Source organism: Legionella sp. PC1000 (genome assembly GCF_014109805.1).
Taxonomy (GTDB): Bacteria; Pseudomonadota; Gammaproteobacteria; order Legionellales; family Legionellaceae; genus Legionella; species Legionella resiliens.
In genome coordinates this window covers 1,062,572-1,081,943 of the sequence record NZ_CP059400.1, presented here as the reverse complement: position 1 = coordinate 1,081,943, position 19,372 = coordinate 1,062,572, and the positions used below count along the sequence as shown (strand labels likewise).

Here is a 19,372-nt window from a genome sequence, read left to right as displayed (position 1 = left end):
TTAGATTGAAATTGAAGGGTAATGGATTTTTTTTCAATCTAGATATACATCATTTTAAACAGATTATATAAAAATTATACTTTTTGTTTTAAAGAAAATCCACCTTTAATTGTCTATAAGATTGGCCTATTATTGAATTAACTCATCAACTGTATACTCATCACTTTCTAGTAACTTAGCAAGAACCTGATTAAATTCATGAGCAATTAAATCCTTGCACTGAGTTGTTATCGGCCCATTAATCGAAATTAAATACTCACCTTCCTGATTTTTTGAAAACAAAACCCATAAAGAGCGACTGTTTACCGGACGATCCTCGCTGCCAAAATGATTGGCATATCGATATTTAAGATGGGTAACACTCATATCCCGTACTGCTTTACTGAAAAAAGAAGGGGTAATATTTACAAGAACTCTTAACCGCTCTGGTTTTTGCAGAGGTATATTTAATTTAAATAATTTATTAAATTTTCTTTTGAGTGACGTATTAAAACCTAGTGCTTCTGCCCAACTTAAGTACTTGAGATAAAAATCAATCATCACTGAATTAAGCTTGCTCTTTCTAAATTGCTTGGTTAACCACAGTTTATTCCACCTATAAAACAAATAATGGCTCACTGTGAATCCCGAGTCTTTAAACTCACTGTTTTTAATTACATGAGAACATTTTTGAAAAGAAGCTGTTTTTAATTGCTGCTCTTCAATGGCCTTAATAAAATCAATGAAAGTATATTGGGTATCTAAAGTAATATTGAGTCGTTTATATTCCGAAAACAAACCGACAATAGAATTATATTGGCTGCCTTCCCTACCACTATGAATCTGAATAAATGGTATTTTCTTTTGGCGGCTGAGTTTGTAAAAAACAAGATGGCATGCAGCAATTAATCCGGTACTTACATTGATATTTTTAGCTCTATGCCATTCAATAAATTGTTCTGCTCGCTGCGAATCAATAGGATAATGAAATAAATATTTTTTTTGACGTTCTATGGACATAAAGTATTTACGTCCGAGATACAGCATTTTAAAACCTTTATTATAATTCTGCCAAAATTTAATTTTATGTTTTAAATTCGCTGTATAAAGATGATTATTTTTTTTGACAAAGTTAAGAAATGAATCTTTTTCTGGTTCAAGAATCAATTGTTTGCCTTGAGCAAGCATTTCGTAGAATTTTTTAAATTGGCTCAATATAAGATCGCATGAAGGTCCATCAACGATGATATGAGGAATAATTAGGTGCAGTTCATGCAGATCACTATTTATCTTATAAAGAGATACCCTAATGAGTGGCTGTTGTGTTAATGGAATCTCCCACATCATATTATTTTGAAACTCTTGATTGAGCACCTTCTCTTCGTTATTTAAGGAGATGTCTTTATAGATTAATTCAAATTGACCTTTTTTCTTCAACACTTGAATGGGTACTTCTGTCTCGAAGCTCAACCAAAAAGCACTATTCTGTTTTACTACTGCATCAAATGCCTGGGCTACATAATCCTTATTCAACTTGCCTTGAATCTGTAACTGCGTGCCAATATTATACGGATAATCTTGCCTGTTGAGCACCCAAAAAACAAATTGAAAATCACATAAAGGGACTTCTTCCCCAACTATGTTTATCGCTGCCTGATTTGCAGTTTTATGATCAAAATCAAATAAATTGTGTAATTCATTCGTGATGTTTTTAGCAATCTTGCTAATACTTGGCTCATTAATAAAGTATTCTATTGATAAGTTCAGGGTGGGGCTTTGTAATTTATCATGAATGCGATTGCGAATTTCTATAGCCATCAGGGAATCCAGGCCCAAAGAGAATAAACCATCATCCAACTTAATCTGCTCTACATCATCTAACCCTAAAACATCTACGGCAATTTCGCGTAAAACCTGACTCAGTATGGTGATACACTCTTCCTTGGTGTGTTGGCGAAGAGAGTTTAAAAAGTGCTGATCGGCTGGAAGCGTATGCTTCATAAGTTCCACTAGCCATGCCTGTTTCGGTGAATATTTGAAATAAATATCCCAGTTAATAGGACATACAGCAATTTGCGCCAACTGAGTTCTTAACAAAACATCAAGAACATCAATGCTGTCCTTGTCTAACAAAGTAAAGCCGCGTTGTTGAATTGCCTGGCTCAGATTTGCAGTCATTCCCATTGAATGAAAAGGTCCCCAATTGATTGACAATGCGGGAAGTCCTTCGTGCTGACGCAGATAGGCTAATCCATCTAAAAATCCATTGGCTGCAACATAGTTTGCTTGTCCTCTAGCACCTAATACAGAAGCTGAAGATGAAAATAAAACAAAAAGATCCAGTGGAATATTTTTGGTTAACTGATGCAGAATCAATGCACTTTCCATTTTTGCACTTAATACACTTTGCATCTCTTCGTCATTTAAATTGATCAATAAACCATCTTGCACAATGCCGGCGAGATGAAATACGCCTTGAAGTGTCTCGGAACTCTGTTCAATTTCTGTAATGACATGTTCCATTTGCTGATAATTACTGGCATCAGCCTGATAATGTTTAATGAATACGTGTTTTTTCCGGGCGAGATCAATCAGAGCTTTAGTATCCGCAGAGCATTCAGACCTACTCGTAATCACAATATGGTGTACCCCTCGGTGAATAAGGTACTCAATTAATGTTTTTGCCAAACCGCCTGTACCGCCAGTGATCAGGTAAGTTGCATCACTTTTAAATAACATCTCTTGTTGTGCAAGAGTTGCCGAGAGCTGTGCTTTCTTTAATCTGGGAATATAAATCGCATCTCTGATGGCGAATTGATTCTCAACACAGTTGGCAGCCAAAAGGTACTTTAAAATCTCTGATAAGGCACTGTGGGTGCCCAAATCGATGGTGTAGTTTTTGGTAAGTTCAAGCTCATTGCTAAAGGTTTTCCAAAAAGCGCATGCCATAGTGTGGTAAGGATTTACCTTATCAGAATCCTGAATCGCATATGCATTCTCTGTGACCAATATGAAGCAATTAGGCCGTGACTTAAACATTTTTTGACAACAATAGAATAACTCGTTGAATTGATCCTGACTGTATAAAAAAATTATATTTTTATTTTCAATATGCTCCAGCTCATCCAGATCGCGTATCAGCCGATAATCCACATCACCCAATACTGTTTTTGCCTTATCCGGTTCATTTGTTATCACAAACAACTCGGGCAACTGCTTTTGAGTGAATAAGTTCGACTTAAATGGGATCCAGCGAATTTGATACAACTGTTGGAGATAGGATTCATAAGGAATGAAATGACTTTGGGTCACTCTTCTTAGCTTCAACTTCTCAATTGCACCAATCAATAACCCTGAATTATCATAAAATTTAACATCAAAACACAGTTCACTCTCATGCTCTGAAATTCTTTGAATTAAATGAACCCACACACTTCGTGGTGCTTCCTGAATTGTAGTCATCCGTGCAAATGTATAGGGCACATAAGTAGAATGTTCAACCTGATTGCCTCTGAGCAACAAAATACTTTGCATCACACCATCAAGCAAAATAGGGGGATAATAATAGCTAATGCTCTGAGTGCTTTTAGTCATTACCTTCGATAGAACGTTGTCGGCATGAATATAACTCTCTTGTAGCACTTGGAATTCAGCGCCATAAAATAGAGCCTGCCTTTTAAAATGTTCATAAATTTGTGATAAATCAAATCGACGTTTAAAAGTCGATTTTAAATGATCAATATCAATAGATTCAGCTATTGAGGGTGATTGCAAATTAATTTCCATTTCCGAATACAATTGCCAATTATCATCTTGTTTTGCAAAAATATTGATTTTGTATTGTTCTTCATTTTTCGGTTTGACTTGAACCTGAAGCTCTTGATCGTGTTTCGGGTAAAACGGACGTTCAATATGAAATTTTTCAATAGAAAAAGTATTGCGCTTCAATACAAGTTTGGCAACCGCCAAACCCGACTCAATAAATGCTGTTGCCGGGAAAACAACCTTATTAAAAACAAAGTTCTGGTTGATATAAGTTAAATTTTCTAAATCCAGCTTATTACTAAATAAAAATTCATTGCCAGGGAGTGAAAACATCTGTCCTAAAAGAGGATGGAGAACATCTGCAGGGGTCCGGGTAGAGGTTTTTTTATCAATCCAAAATTCAATGGGATCAAATACATAATGGGGTACGTTGACTTTGTTAAATTCAAAACCACTGTTTTTATAATATAAGCCCCAATCAACTTGTTTTCCTTGCATATAGTCTGCCAATACTGATTTAAGCGCAGGATCATTCTGTATTTCAAGTGCATTCATTTTTCCATGAGATAATGCAAACTGCCCTGTTTCTAATAGTTGGCATGCTTCTTGAGCATCCTGAGCAATTAAAGCCAATCGATAAGTATACTGCTCGCGGCAGGTAGCTGCAGTAAAACAGATATCTCCAAAATCATCAGATGTTGTTGCCAAATACTGTTGATAACTTTGAGCTAAATGTTCCAGGGCTGTTTGCGAATTCGCAGAGAGAACCAACAGTTGAATTTTAGAGGGCTTAGTTGCCTTATGCTCTTCAGCTTTGGGAAATTCTTGTAAAAGAAGATGAGCATTAGTGCCGCTAAATCCAAAGGCATTAATACCGGCACATCTTAATTTGGAATCGGGGTTCCAATCAATTTTTTGCACTGCCAGGCGAGTATCCCCCAGATGAATATGGGGATTTAATTTGTTGAAATGAAGCAACTTATAAATTTTTTTCTTTTGCAAACTGATAACCGTTTTAATAACACTTGCTACTCCAGCAGCGCTTTCAAGATGGCCAATGTTGGTTTTGACTGCACCAACATATAAAGGATTATCCTGAGTACGCCCCCTTCCATAGATTTGATTGATTGCATGAACTTCTATCGGGTCACCCAAAGGTGTACCTGTTCCGTGTGCTTCAATATAGCTAATGTCATTACTGGATAAATCGGTTTGGCTTAAAGCCTTTTGCATCACTTCTTCCTGGCTTTTACCATTGGGAACGGTCAAGCCCGCTGATTTCCCATCACTATTTACCGCGGACGCTTTAATGACTGCTAAAATGGTGTCTTTATCGCGTAGCGCATCGGATAATCTTTTAAGAAAGAGTATGCCGCAGCCTTCTGCACGGGCATATCCATCGGCTTGCTCATCGAATGTTTTGCAGTAACCATCCGGAGCTAAAGCTTTGGCTTTGCACAAAGTAATATTTGCTTCAGGCAATAACAGCACATTGACACCGCCAGCCAATGCATAATCAATTTCCCGATTTTTTAAACTTTGACATGCATAATGAATGGCAACCAGAGAAGACGAACAGGCGGTATCTACACTAATTGATGGGCCTTTAAAGTCAAAAGTATATGCTACACGACCAGGAATAAGATTGGACACATTTCCGGTAATCGAATAGACGCTGAGCTCTTCGTTAGAAAAACCGGACTTCTCCAGTTGCGCATAGTATTCATTGGGGCCTACACCTGCAAAAACTCCCGTCAAACTACCCCGTAATGACTCAGGCAAATAATTTGCATTTTCTAATGCCTTATAGGAGCATTCTAAAAAAATTCGTTGCTGAGGTTCCATCAATTTTGCTTCACGAGGACTAATGCCAAAGAAGTTCGCATCGAAACATTTAATATTTTCGATTAATCCAAGTTTATTGACATAAGATTTTCCTGGAGCGTCCATATCGGGATCATAATATTTTCGATTATCCCATCGATCGGATGGAATTTCCTTCATGCCACTTTTGCCTTCTTCAAGCAGCATTTCAAAAGCAGTAACATTGGGAGCATTAGGAAAAGTACAACTCATACCAATAATAGCAATTGAATCATCAGTCTTTTCTGCCACTGGTTTTGGCGATTGCTTGATAACTAAATGTTTATCCAATTCAGATTCTATATACCGAACCAGTTTGTTAATTGATGGGTAATCAAAACCTATGGTGGCGGTCACTTTAATCATTGGTGCCAGCTTTTCTTTAAGTTTGGTTGCCATTTCAGTAATCATCAATGAATCGAAACCAAGTTCAAAAAATCCTTCATCTGCATCCAGATCCTCTGCATCGGTTAGTTCAAGGATCTCATTACAAATAGCGCACACCATATCTTTGCAGGCTTGGAATCGATTCTTTTCGTCAATTTCCAGGTAATCATTAAGCCATGATGACAAATTCTTATCAGCAACTTTTTCTGTTATTGCCAGATCATCTGCTAAATATTTATGAAAAGCAGGTACAGGTTTAGGAACAAAATCAAGCATGAATTTGAGGTATTCCGGTGAAATAATGGCTACATGGCTTAATTGATCATTAATAAGAATTTTAATAAATGTCTGGCCTTGTTCATTACTGACTAAAGATTGTTTCAAACCTTGGTCTTGAGATCTTTTTTTGGCCATCCCAACCTCACCCCAAGGCCCCCACTCAATCGCGGTTCCCACTAAGCCCAAACGTTGACGTTCAGCAATCAAAGCATCTAAGAAACTGTTTGTACCACTGTAAACTGACTCTTTATTGCTTCCAAAAACTGAAGAAATCGAAGAATAGACAACAAAGAAATCCAGATCGAAATTTTTACTTAACTCATGCAAATACCAACTGCCTTGGACTTTGGCAGAAAATAAATAATCTACATCCTCGTTTGTATGCTCCAGTAATGGGGCTTTAACCGCCGTACCAGCTGCATGAATAATGCCTTTTAACAACCCATCAGCATTCAATTCAAGAAGCAAGAGACGTAATTTTTCTTTGTCAGTAACATCCAAACTCACAGGACTAATGGTGCGGCCAGTATAATTATATTTAATTTTTTTAATTGCTTCTTTTACTGCAGGTTTATCCACATTTCTTGAAGTGAGGATAACTTCTCTGGCACCGGCTGAAAGCAAAGCTTGTGCAGTGACTAAACCTAAACCGCCGCAACCACCGGTAATTAGATACCGGCCTTCACCATATAAAGATCGCCTCCTATCCACCAGTTTGGCTTTCTTCAGCCGTGCAACGAAGCGTTTTCCTTCACGATAGGCAACTATATGCTCATAGCATTGATCAAAATTATGCCGGATTTCATCCACGATTTGCCCAGCATAGTCTTCATCTTCCGTTTTTCCCGTATCAATCAAAATAGTATTTAATTGCGGTAGCTCTAAAACCAAAGTTCGGCAAAATCCAACAAGCGGGCTATTACTCAGATTGAGTTCACCTGCAGCAAGTTCAGCGATTGCATTTACAGTAAGCACAATTAATTGCAATTTAGCGGCTTCATTACTCAATTCTTTAACCAGAGTTAATAATTTCTTGAGTGTTTTCTTTTGAAAATCGATGCTGGATTCAATATCGGTTGTTAAAGGGTTATCGAGTCCCATTGCAAAAATAATCCCATCCAGTTGCCCTAATGGATAGTTTTCATCCTCTAAAATAATATCTAATCCCTGGGCACTAAGCCGGGGGGCTAAATGTTGGGCTCCTATAAGTAGCCAATTATTACCCTGAGTTTTGCGATTATTTCGAGTACAAAGTTGCTGCTGCCATTGCAATTGAAAACTCCAATCTTTAGGAAAAGGGGCATCTTTGAGTTTATCTTTCGTTTCAAACCAATGCTCTTCGCGAGCAAACTCATATAAAGGGAGTTTAACTTTTCTAAACTGGGTATTTAGGGAACGATAATAATCGCTCCAATCAATAATAACTCCTGCTTGATAGTCCTCCTGTAAGTGCACCAATGATCTGGGTTGTTGCAAAGTCATAGGATTGTTTATTTCTTTTTTAATCTGATAGATCGTATAGTTATTCTTTTCAATAACTGCAGCGGCTTCTTTTGTTGTCTGTGCCTTAATCGTTACACGAAATAAGAAATGACTGCGACAGGTTGCGGCGGTATAGCAGATATCCGCAAATTCCTCCGGCGTGTTCGCTAAATACTTTTGATAACTTGCTATAAGTAATTCAAGAGCGGGCTTACTTTTTGCTGAAAGCACTAATAAGGATTCTTGTGGGAGTATGCGCTTTTCTATTTTTCTTATAGGGGGTGCTTCTTGCAATACGACATGCGCATTGGCTCCACTAAACCCGAATGAACTAACGCCAGCACATCGTAACCCCTCTTCTTTAGACCACTCCATAGTGCTCAAAGGAATTACCGTATTTTTTAACTCGATCGCAGGATTTAATTTTTTGAAATTAAGATGCTTAAATAATTGATGTGTTTGTAAGCTTAAAACGGCTTTAATTAAGCCGGATACACCCGAAGCACTTTCGGAATGGCCTATATTCGTTTTTACTGAGCTGACGTACAGGGGCCTCTCTGTGCTGTGAGCTTCACTAAAAATTTTCGTCAGCGTATTTACTTCGATTGGGTCAGCTAATGGTGTACCTGTGCCATGTGCTTCGATATAATCAATATCCGCGGGCAATAATTTTGCTTTAGCAAGAGCGCTGCGAATTACTTCCTCTTGAGCAGTACCATTAGGGACAGTAAAACCACCACTTTTACCGTCACTATTAATTGAAGTGCCTTTGATTACTGCAAGAATCATATCATTGTCTTTTAAAGCAGTGCTTAACCGTTTTAAAACAACAACACCACATCCCTCGCTGCGTGCATAACCGTCAGCATCCTCACTAAATGTCTTACAGCGACTTTCGGGAGATAACATTCTGGCTTTTGAAAGGGTAATGTTGGAATCTGGAGCCAGCAAAATATTCACCCCTCCCGCAAGTGCCATATCACAATCACCATTTTGCAAACTCAAACATGCATCGTGAATCGCGGTCATCGATGAGGAACATGCTGTATCAATGGCTTGTATTGGTCCATGGAAATCAAATGCATAAGCCACTCGGCCAGGTATCGCATTTAACACATTTCCAGTTGCAAAATAAATGTTTAGATCTTCTAAACCTACACCAAGACCCGCTAATAACCGTGGATATTCATTCGTACCACAACCAACAAAAACTCCAGTTTTACTGTCTTTAATCGAAGCTAGAGGTAAGTTTGCATCTTCCAAAGCATGGTAGCTAGTCTCCAGAAACACCCGTAATTGCGGCGACATGAGCTTTGCTTCACGTGGACTAATATTAAAAAAATCTGCATCAAAATTTTTTATATTTTCAATTAATCCAAGTTGTTTAATATAGAGTCGACCCAAAGCATTCACATCAGGATCATAAAACTTCTCATTATCCCATCGCTCTAAAGGGATATCAGCCATACCGCTTTCGCCGCGTTCCAATAAGGATAAAAATTCATGGATATTCTCTGCTTTGGGAAAACGACAACTCATTCCAATAATTGCGATAGGTTCGTTGCTGAGTACATTCACTATAGGTTGGCGAGAAACGGGTTCTGGCATCTGAATTTGTTGTATGTGTCTGGCCAACTTATCCAAAGTTAGAAAAGCAGGAATGGACACTTTATAAGAAAAGAGTTCATAAACGATCTGCTCTAGTTCGGTCAGTGACTCCTGATTGAAACCCAGAGAACCGAAATCCTGATGTTCTTCTAAGTGTTCTCTTTTTAAAAGAGATTGTATTTGAGCGGCAAGCCTCTCCTTGATTGCTTCTACTTGCTGCTCTTTGGGTTGCAGGCATAAAGTATTTAACCCATTCTTTTTTCTGGGCTCATGCCAATAAGGTTTTCTATCAAAATAATAAAGGGGTAAATCTGTTTTATTGAATTGAACATTATTTGGATCGATTTTTATATTAAATCCTGCAAGATACGCCTCATAAATCTGATGTGCATCAGGGGTTATTTTTTGAATCTCTTTTTTTACCGTGATCTTTTGCAGCTCATAATCGCCAGACTCAATCTTTTTGATCAATGTTTCTTTATCTTGAGTAACAATGGCACAACGATATTTATAATGATCCCGACAATTGATGAGTGTAAAACAAATATCATGCAAACTCGCCATACTCTCGCGAAGATACAGTACATAACGTGCTAACATCTGCCTTAATGAATACTCACTATTTGCTGAAACAACAAAACATTTTGTTTGCCCATCATCTAATGGTACCGAGGGTAATGCATCATTGTCTGCTTCTTCAATGATCGCGCTTACATTAGTACCCGTAAAACCGAAATTAGATATCTGCACATGTCTCTTTTTATTTTTTTGCTTCTTAAAAGCAATTGCTTGTATTGGTAAAAGCGCGGGTATGCTTTCAGGATCTATCGTTTTGTTCGGTTGTGTATAATGTAAATTGGCTGGAATTGTTTCATGTTTCAATGCACCGATTGCTTTAATCAGTGAGGCAACTCCAGATGATGAAATACTGTGCCCTATGTTACTTTTTACTGCGCCAATAATCAGAGGCTTAGCTTGGTTATGATGGCCTTTATGTATGTGTTGGATCGCATTAAATTCAACTGAATCACCCACAATTGTACCCGTTCCATGAGCTTCAATATAATCAATATCACTTGGGGCTAAATGAGCTTGTGCCAGCACTTCGTGGTGCATTGCAATTTGTGCCTTAATATTTGGAGCAACCAAAATCGTTCCATCATCACCATCCTGATTCATGACAATACTTTTGAGGACCGCATGAATTGTATCCTGATCTTTAATGGCATCACTTAAGCGTTTTACAATAACAACACCACACCCTTCGCTGCGAACATAACCATCCGCATTGATATCAAAACTTCTGCATTGGTCCTGTGCAGATAACATTTTTGCTTTAGTCACACTGATAAAACTTTCAGGGCAAAGACTAAGGTGAATCCCACCAACAATGGCCATAGAACATTGCTTCATTCTCAACGAGGTTGCCGCAACATAAAGCGCTGCCAGTGAAGAAGAACAGGCTGTATCTACAGCCATACCGGGTCCCTTTAAATTGAGAAAGTGCGACAGTCTTCCTGCTGCAGCACTGCTGGCTGCACCAATCTGGGTATACGCATTAAATTCGATATGGTCTTTATAATTGAGTTGGCTGTAATCCTGCGTTGAACTACCAAAGAATACTCCGGTATTTGAATTATTTAATGAGTCCAGTGGAAGGTTGGCATGATTTAAAGCACGAATCGCTACCTCTAAAAAAAGACGATGTTGCGGATCCATTTGTTTGGCTTCGACTGTAGATATTTTAAAAAAAGATGCATCGAATAACTGAGGGTTATTAAGAAAACCTCCTTTACGACCAATTATTTTATCGGTTTTCTCACGATCAGGATCATAATATTCATCAACGTCCCAACGATTTTTTGGCATTTCCTTAATAGGCGAAAGTCCCTTGAGCAGCATTGTATAAAATGCCTCAACATCTTCTATATCCGAATCAACCCCAGGAAATTGGCAATTCATTCCAATGATTGCAAGAGGTTCATTAAGAATGTCTTTTGGATTACGTTCCTGGTTTTTTTTCACCACTTTAAAATACTCCCATACCACCAGAGACAATACCATGAAGTTAAGAAACCAAGTGCCTTACTTACGTTCCGTGCTTGTCCGAGAAATTCAGAAACTCGCGACATTTCTGGATCCTGCGGAACCCCGGAGCTGGCCGTGGAGACAGGACGTAGGATAAAGGGCCAAAAGTCATTAACTTAATGGCAGTGACCACCAGAGGTAGTACACAAAATTAAAATAAAAAATAGCAATAATAAGGACTTATAACAAGACACAAATTTTTTGCGTGACGGGACCCACACGTTGATTTTGTTTATTACTGAATACCATGTTCTTTTATGTGCTTATTCACCATATCCCCACTACCTTTATTTCATATGAAAACAATAAGGTCATAGCCCAAAAGTTTATTTACAAAGTGACTCGAAAGGGCATCATGACACTTATACTTATTTAATAGCACAAAAGATTCAATAGAACAAAAAACGAGGCAAGATTACTTCTTCATTTCAGTATTGGCGGGTACTGCATTTGATTAATACAACACTCCATGCTACGTTATTTATTATGCATTTAATCACGGAAAATAACATTAAGACGTACGGCCAGGCTTTAAAACAACTTCGTTCATTATTGAGACTAGGGAATCTTCATCCCTCAGAAGTAAAATTGATTAAAAATCAGGTTCAAGAGAGCTATAAAAGTTTTGCACATATTATTTTTGATAAATCCTTTTTGAATTGGGGTTTATGGAATAAACAAGTATATAATGAATATGCTGCATTGAACTTTAATTTTTCAAAAATATGTAACATACAAGATATTTATTCTCCCTTACTTCTCTATCATCTGATAAGACCGTTAGTAAGAATGCAATTTTTTGATAAAAAACTGCTTGAAGTTGGGTGTGGTAATGGTATTGGGTTAAAAGTTAGTTCCGAATTACTCAAAACAAAATACGCTTTAGGTGTTGATTTAACAAAAGAATTAGTACAACATGCTCATCATAATTTCTACAAAGAAAACAAGATCAATTATATTCAATCCGATGCGGAATATTTACCTTTTGAAAATAACAGTTTTGATATTATAACAAACCTTGAGAGTTCTCATCTTTACCCACAAATTGAGCTATTTTTCACAGAAGTAGAGCGTATTTTGTCTCCTAATGGTTTTTTTTGTTATTCTGATATAAATATTAAAGATAAATTACAAGCAAAAAAATTAGAAGAATATCTTAAGACAAGCAAAGCTTTAAAAATAATTCAAAAAGTAGATATAACTCGAATGGTTCAATCGGCTATTTATCATCGCTTAATCGTAAATGAGAAAAAAATATTACCCTATATTGATTCGATGATGAATGATGATGAAGAACTTCCAGATTTCGTTAGTTCCATGGGATTAGCTTTTCTTCCCTGGTGGTTTTTTCTGTTTAAAAAATCAGCTCTACGCCATATTGCAAAAAAAGAGCGCAAAAAAACCCTTCTCTACGGTAAAAAATATTATTTTTATTATTTAATTCAAAAGGTCAATCAATGAAGATAAGGGATGTTAAGACCATAGATTATTTTTATGGCGACGAAGAGGAAATCAAGAAAATTCTATACAAATCTACGGAGCCCCTACTCATAAAAATAAAAAACTTTAGGGGTAACTTTACTTTAGATTATTTTGAACAACACATTCATGCAGACACCACCTATGCAACTTTTGAAAATAATCGTCGCGTCGCACATCAACCTGCTGATTTTGGTACAATAATAGCTAAAATAAAACAAAATATGCCCTACCGAATCTTTGGCCAAATTCTTACGGAAAAACAGTCTGCTGAGATTGAAAAGCATATACCCCTTTGGCAACATATTCCCTTAAGACCTAGATACTTTAATAAAACTTTAAAAGTAATCTATTTTTTTGGTGGCCAAAACACTCATACATATATGCATTATGACAGAGAGCATTGCTCCAATCTTCATGTATGTTTAAGCGGGAAAAAGAGATTTTTATTATTTACTAAAGATCAGAGCGAAGCGCTTTATAAACTTCCTTTTGTGAGTGATACCTTGATTGATTTTAGCACTCCTTTAGAAGAAATTAATAAGCAATATCCAAGAACACAACAAGCTGAAGGGTACAGGGTTACCCTGGAAAAAGGGGATATGCTGTTTATGCCAAGAAATTGTTGGCACTATACTGAATATCTCGAACCTTCTTCTTCTGCATGTTATATTTTTTATCCTAAAAAAATACTGCAGATTTATGGGTATTTTACAGGATATTTTTTCCTCGGGTTTAAAGAACCAACCGGTTTTTTAATTAGTAACTGGCCGATTGTTAAAAAGTTTAGTGAACGTTATGCTTTATCGACTGGAGTTAAAAAATATCTGATGAGAATGATTGAATTTATAATATTTCCAATCATATTACCTATTATAAGTATACTTGCCCTTATTGCTCATAAGTTAAAACCCCGCCGTGTTTATTAATGGAAATCATTGTGCATTCAATGAAGGGGTAATTTCGGGAAAAGCAGTCGTGGGCTCGTAGCAAGCAAAAGGAGCTGTGGTTATACCTCTATAGGTCAGAATGAATTTCAGCTAATTGCTTTCTAAGATCCTCTAATTTTTTACCAATTGGCAAAATACATTCATCATCGCCATTTGCTCGACATTCGTAGGAATAGTTTCAAGTAAAAAAGGAGAATAAACAACAATTGCCAGACACTGAGCTCTTGAAACCGCAACATTTATTCTGTTTTTATCAAAAAGAAAATTAAGCCCTCGAGGAGATTCATCTGCATTGCTCGCACACATGCTCAAAAAAACAATGGGCGCTTCCTGTCCTTGAAATTTATCCACACTTCCTACTTTAGCCTGTTCACCCAGTGCCATTTTCAGTTTATTCACCTGATGATTGTATGGGGCGACAAAAAGGATATCCTCCCAACTGATTGCTTTTTGCGACCCATCTTTTGCCTTAAAAGTCCGACCTAAAAGCTCCCTGGCTAATAAGACAATTTGTTCTACTTCCTCATCGCTGGATTGCGTATTTCCCTCATGCATGACGGGTACAGAAATAATTCCGGCTTCTTTATTCAGCACACCTTGATATCCCTTTGGGATGCTTATTGCTTGATGGGCATTTTCAGGAGCAGTTTCCAGTTTTCCCTCATAAATCGCATCACTAACCAATTGATTTACCGCGGGATGCATTCTATAGGTAGTCCCTAGAAAAACCCCCATGGAATCTGGAATTGTTGGCGTTGTATGTAACAAGTATTCTAAGATAGATAAACCACTTTCTTCTGGATGGCTTCCTTGGGAAGGCTGACCCAACTGCATTTGATCACCCATGAGTATCATGTTGCGGGTTGAACGACTCATGGCAATCAAGTTTGCAACACTGACTTGTCCTGCCTCATCAATAAAAAGATAATCAAAAGCATCAACGAGTTCTTCTCTGGTAAATCCCCAAGCTGTAGCCCCTACAACACATCCCGGTTGAATAAAATCAACAATTTTTTTATTCTCCAAAACTGTAATGTTTAAAGCTTCAATTTCTCCATCTGTATTACGAGCGCATGCAAAATGTCCCTTAATCCCTTCCTTATGGCAATAGGTAACTGTATTCAGCAATAAGTTATTGATTGCTTTATGACTATTGGACGAGATACCCACTTTTTTTCCTCTCCGAATGAGTTCTGCGATTAAATGCTTTCCAGTATAGGTTTTACCTGCACCGGGAGGACCTTGAAGAGTAAGATAACTATTATTTAAATTTAAAACAGCACGAATAATTTCAGTTAATCGTTCTTCAGGATGATGACTTGGCGCAATCGCGAATCCTTGAGGATGATCTTTAATTCGCGGATATGATTTGCTCAGAAAATCCAATATCGCAGTATTTTCAAGCATGCCTTGCTCAAATAATGCAGCCTGTTTTGCAATCGCATCAGGAATCGAATGGGGATCTACATATTCATTAGGAATTAAAGTAATTGGATCAGCCAATTCATTTTTCATTTGCAAGACAATAATCCCATGCTCCAGATCGCTGTCTTCTTCATAATAATTTGCGGTAACCGTCTTACCGTCTTCTGTTTCTTTATCTAAAATGAAATATTGCTTGGCAGCTCCTTTAAACTCCTGTTCCGGATCAAAAAAATACTCATAGGCCATATTGCGTGATTTTGGCGAGGGCTTGTAGGGTGGTTTAGCGGTTCGTCGGCAATAGGCCAAACAATCAATATCATCGAGTAGATCCTCTCCAGTTAGCCCCAATCGCTCAAACATACGCCAAAACACCGGTTTCGCTTCACGTCGGTGAAATTCTATAGACCATGCAAAAATCAAATGTATTTTCGCTAATTCTATGTTCCCTTCAGACTTTAAACGTTCTGCTTGTGCCAATAATCGATCGCGCAATTGAACACGCTCACTGACCTCTTCCTTAATCTCAAGCTCAACACGCTCAGTTTTACCTAAGTAGTATATACCTTCTTCCTTTTGCCGCGCCCTTAGCCAATCCACCAGTTCCTGAGTGGAATTACAATCATCCATATTATAAACGCGGATGTCATTTAATATTTTGGACGTGTGCCAACTTGCCCCATCTGGATTTTCCCGCCAATGTTCATAAACAACGACTGAGTCGCCCCCGGACCCCACCTCTGTATCTCGTTTCCCTCGATATAAATGCTCTATATTTTTGATGGAATAGCGTGGCTCGCCAATAATTAGAGATGTTTTAACAATTTTATATAAATCAACAAAAACTTCATTACGTAAGAGCTGATCCACTTCATCCTCACAAACACCATACCGCCCCATTAATTTGCGGCAAGCAGAAATTTCATAATTGGCATAATGATAAATATGCATGTGTGGATCTTCTTGCCAACGTTCATAAGCCCACTTCACAAAAGCTTGAAAACTTTCTTTTTCCTGCTCTGCATCATGAGCCCAAAAATCCTTATATTGGCGCTGGCCATTTTCATCAAAATAAGCAATACCCCAAAGATATTCCAGCCCCCCTTCCTCAAGAGGAAAACCTTCAATATCAAAAAATATATCGGACAGTGATGCAGGAGGCAGCAGCGCCAAGCCTTGCTTTTGTCCCGGGACATGAGGAAGTATCTGATATAACGGAGTATCTTTGCCGCTACTTTTCTTTTGGATTTTAGCTTGTGCTTGCAAACGTGCAAAACGTTCCGGTTTAATCCCTTTGATCCAAGAACAATTTGCATGAGCCAATGCAGTCATGGTTTTAATTCCTGCTTGCTGCAGTTTTTTGATTTGCCCTGAGGTAATGGTTGCGACCTGGATCAAATGATCTTCTTTAGCTAATAACTCCTCAGCATAAGTACTCCATCTGCCCCAACTTTTAGATACAGCAGGATCAGGGCAGGCATTAAGAGCAAAATTTTGATGCGCCAATAAAAACTGTTGTTTCAGATTTTGATAAAAATAAAAATAATCGGCGGTACGAAAGCGTCTTTTTTCCTTATTACCTAAAGTTATCGTAATGTATTCTGTTCTACTGCCCTGCATTGCTTCAAGCATTTCCGCATAGCAACATAATTGCAGCAGAAAACCTGGTTTTACCGATCGGGAAAGCTTAGTATCCCAAACTTCATAGTAATAATCACCCAATCGACTTTTACCTGCTTTCTTTATTAGAAAATCAGCGTATCCCTGAAATGGAGGCAATTGCAAATGCGCCTGATATATCACATCTACTCCATCATTCATGGCAGTTAGGGTTGCATCATAAGAGTTGGGATGTCGATGCAAATTAGCAACGGATAATCCCTGCTCTTCAAATAATGCCAAGAGTTCCAATTCGTGCTGGTTTCCCAAATGTTGCAATACATCAATTAATTCGTCTTTTGCATCGGGTTTAGGCAATAAATCAGGGTGCACCACTGCAAGATGTTCTATCCAAGATACAAAAGGACTCTCCATAAATTGGGTAAGATCGGATGGCGAGAAAATTAATTGGCCGGATTTGATGTACATGTCACACAGATTTAATATTGGATTCATCTAAAGTATATCAAAACATTCGTTCTGTGAAATAGATTAACCTCTCTGATCCCAAGTCCACACGCAATAACAAATAATGAATTGAAATTAATATAAATTTTATTCATAATGCCACTTTTATTTATTAACTGGGTACTAATAATGAAATTTGAAAGAATTGAAGCATTTCTTAATAAGGCAGGGTTCATGTTTATGAATCAAGGAGCTGGAGTTGGAATAGTAGAAGGACGTCCTTCTTACCTATACCAAAAGAATATTACAGGAAGCAGATCGCAAATGATTCAATTAGCTGTTTCGAGAGAAAATAAAGATGACATACACCTAATCTTTAGTAATAACGTGCCTAGACAGGTTCGTGACTCAATATATAAGATTATCAATGAGACCACATTAGACAGCGAAAATACAATAAACATCGGTCTTTAAATATTTGGTTAGAAATGAACTCCAGTAACGAGCCAGATGATATAAAATCAAAAAGGCTACATTCCGCGTTTTTATACGCGGAATCCAGCTCCGCTCTTCATGCGTAATAGAACCCTTTATCCCGATCATTCCATGGCTAATATCCATACCCTCTTAATTTGTCGTTAATGTTATTCATTTATAATAGTACAATAATTATACAAATAAGTGCTTGACGCGTCATACCCCACAGATTTGTTTCAGGTATCTTATTAATTTTCGAGACAGTAACTTTTAGATAGTGAATAAATGAAACCTGAGATACAACTGATTATAGATGCTTTAAATGCAGTAATTGACGAGACCGAAGATTTTGGTTACTACCAAGATAAAATAGAGTTTTTAGAAAATGAAAACTGTCTTTTGATTTTTAGCAAAATTGAGCATGGTAATGTTGAGGCAAGCAGGATCAATAAATATAGATTACGCGATAATTTCTTTAAAAAGTATTTAGGTGTTTCAGTAGAAAATATAGACGGCAATTTTGCGTTTAAGATCCCTATCGATGAGTTACTCAAAGTAAAGCTCATCACCCATCAAATAAATGCCTTGCAAAATCCCCCTGTAAAACAAGATCCCCCAAAAAGCTTTGAAATGAGAAGAACCCAACATGATTTACAGACATTAGTAGACATTGTGACCCCCTCACAAAAGGTATTATCCAGGTTTGGAAGTGAACTTCATTTCATTCGTCTTAAGAGTCCGTCTGATGTGATACCCAAAGGACGGGACTTTATAACAAAAGCCGTTGATGAGGTGTTTAGGGACAACACACATGCTGTATTAGCCGAATTAAATACGCAACATAGGCTCGACAATACATTGTTTATAAACTTTACCGGCCATGAAGCCCCTGTTGCAAGCGCATTATATATGAATGGTGTTGATTGCATTTGGCAGCTATCCATAATGAATGATCAAACTTCCCAAACACGGATAATGGATCAGCTACAAGACGCTTTACCGCGTGACCAACTGTTATCACAATCACCTACATCACATGACGCTTCATTAGGTTTAATCCTCGAACCCAATCATGGATTCACTGCCATTGACGCTACAAAACTACCAACATTGGGGCAATTAAAAGAATTTGGAATCAAGCAGGTGGTCGTATTAACCGAGAAAAACTATAACCAGGGGAAATGTATTTATCCGCTTGAGGATAACTACTTCAGACGCGAGATGACATTTTATCACTGGCTTCAATCATTATCACCAGATTTGAATCTGTTAATCGCTGGAGTATCTAACTTCGAGCAAGCCCAGGAAGAAAATTGCCAATCTATTGAGAACGCTCTGCAAAAAAAAGATACCGTTTCTGCATCAACCTATAAACTTCCGAATTTTTATACTCTTTTTAAAAATGTACAGCAGTATGGTACTCATATTTCACCATTGGGTTTCAATGGAGTCAGAATAACAACTAAGAAGGATGATACGGACCAAAACTCTTTGGAAGAATCGAACAGCTTGAATTAAGCCAGCGA

Annotated in this window: 6 protein-coding genes; 4 read left to right on the top strand and 2 right to left on the bottom strand. The window is 37.6% G+C overall.

Features of this window, described 5'->3' with window-relative positions; all coding sequences use genetic code 11:
- Positions 1 to 129 precede the first annotated feature (129 nt).
- Positions 130 to 11,391, bottom strand: coding sequence for an SDR family NAD(P)-dependent oxidoreductase (locus FOLKNPGA_RS04755; RefSeq protein ID WP_255466052.1), 11,262 nt, complete (start codon positions 11,389 to 11,391; stop codon positions 130 to 132).
- A gap of 648 nt (positions 11,392 to 12,039) precedes the next feature.
- Between FOLKNPGA_RS04755 and FOLKNPGA_RS04750 the strand changes: the two genes are divergently transcribed.
- Both FOLKNPGA_RS04750 and FOLKNPGA_RS04745 read left to right on the top strand, forming a co-directional pair.
- The gene (locus tag FOLKNPGA_RS04750; protein WP_232890662.1) at positions 12,040 to 12,912 is read left to right on the top strand and encodes a class I SAM-dependent methyltransferase; all 873 of its coding nucleotides are present in this window, start codon (positions 12,040 to 12,042) and stop codon (positions 12,910 to 12,912) included.
- A complete protein-coding gene (locus FOLKNPGA_RS04745; RefSeq protein WP_182351911.1) occupies positions 12,909 to 13,859 on the top strand; it encodes a cupin-like domain-containing protein in 951 nt (316 codons plus the stop codon). The genes FOLKNPGA_RS04750 and FOLKNPGA_RS04745 overlap by 4 nt, the downstream gene beginning before the upstream one ends.
- A gap of 132 nt (positions 13,860 to 13,991) precedes the next feature.
- Here FOLKNPGA_RS04745 and FOLKNPGA_RS04740 read toward each other — a convergent pair whose 3' ends face one another.
- The gene (locus FOLKNPGA_RS04740) at positions 13,992 to 17,390 is read right to left on the bottom strand and encodes a TM0106 family RecB-like putative nuclease (RefSeq protein ID WP_182352759.1); all 3,399 of its coding nucleotides are present in this window, start codon (positions 17,388 to 17,390) and stop codon (positions 13,992 to 13,994) included.
- Between the two features lie 168 nt (positions 17,391 to 17,558).
- On the opposite strand from FOLKNPGA_RS04740, the gene FOLKNPGA_RS04735 reads away from it, so the two are divergent.
- Together FOLKNPGA_RS04735 and FOLKNPGA_RS04730 are read left to right on the top strand one after the other, a co-directional pair.
- Positions 17,559 to 17,843, top strand: coding sequence for a hypothetical protein (locus FOLKNPGA_RS04735; protein ID WP_182351910.1), 285 nt, complete (start codon positions 17,559 to 17,561; stop codon positions 17,841 to 17,843).
- Between the two features lie 288 nt (positions 17,844 to 18,131).
- Positions 18,132 to 19,364 carry a hypothetical protein gene (locus FOLKNPGA_RS04730; RefSeq protein ID WP_232890661.1) on the top strand — a complete coding sequence of 411 codons (1,233 nt, stop codon included), beginning with the start codon at positions 18,132 to 18,134 and terminating at the stop codon, positions 19,362 to 19,364.
- Positions 19,365 to 19,372 lie beyond the last annotated feature (8 nt).

What these genes read in the sequence shown, in the direction of transcription:
- FOLKNPGA_RS04745 (WP_182351911.1), top strand. Translation starts at nt 12,909, where the DNA reads ATGAAGATAAGGGATGTTAAGACCATAGATTATTTTTATGGCGACGAA.
- FOLKNPGA_RS04740 (WP_182352759.1), bottom strand. Translation starts at nt 17,390, where the DNA reads ATGTACATCAAATCCGGCCAATTAATTTTCTCGCCATCCGATCTTACC.
- FOLKNPGA_RS04735 (WP_182351910.1), top strand. Translation starts at nt 17,559, where the DNA reads ATGAAATTTGAAAGAATTGAAGCATTTCTTAATAAGGCAGGGTTCATG.
- FOLKNPGA_RS04730 (WP_232890661.1), top strand. Translation starts at nt 18,132, where the DNA reads ATGAAACCTGAGATACAACTGATTATAGATGCTTTAAATGCAGTAATT.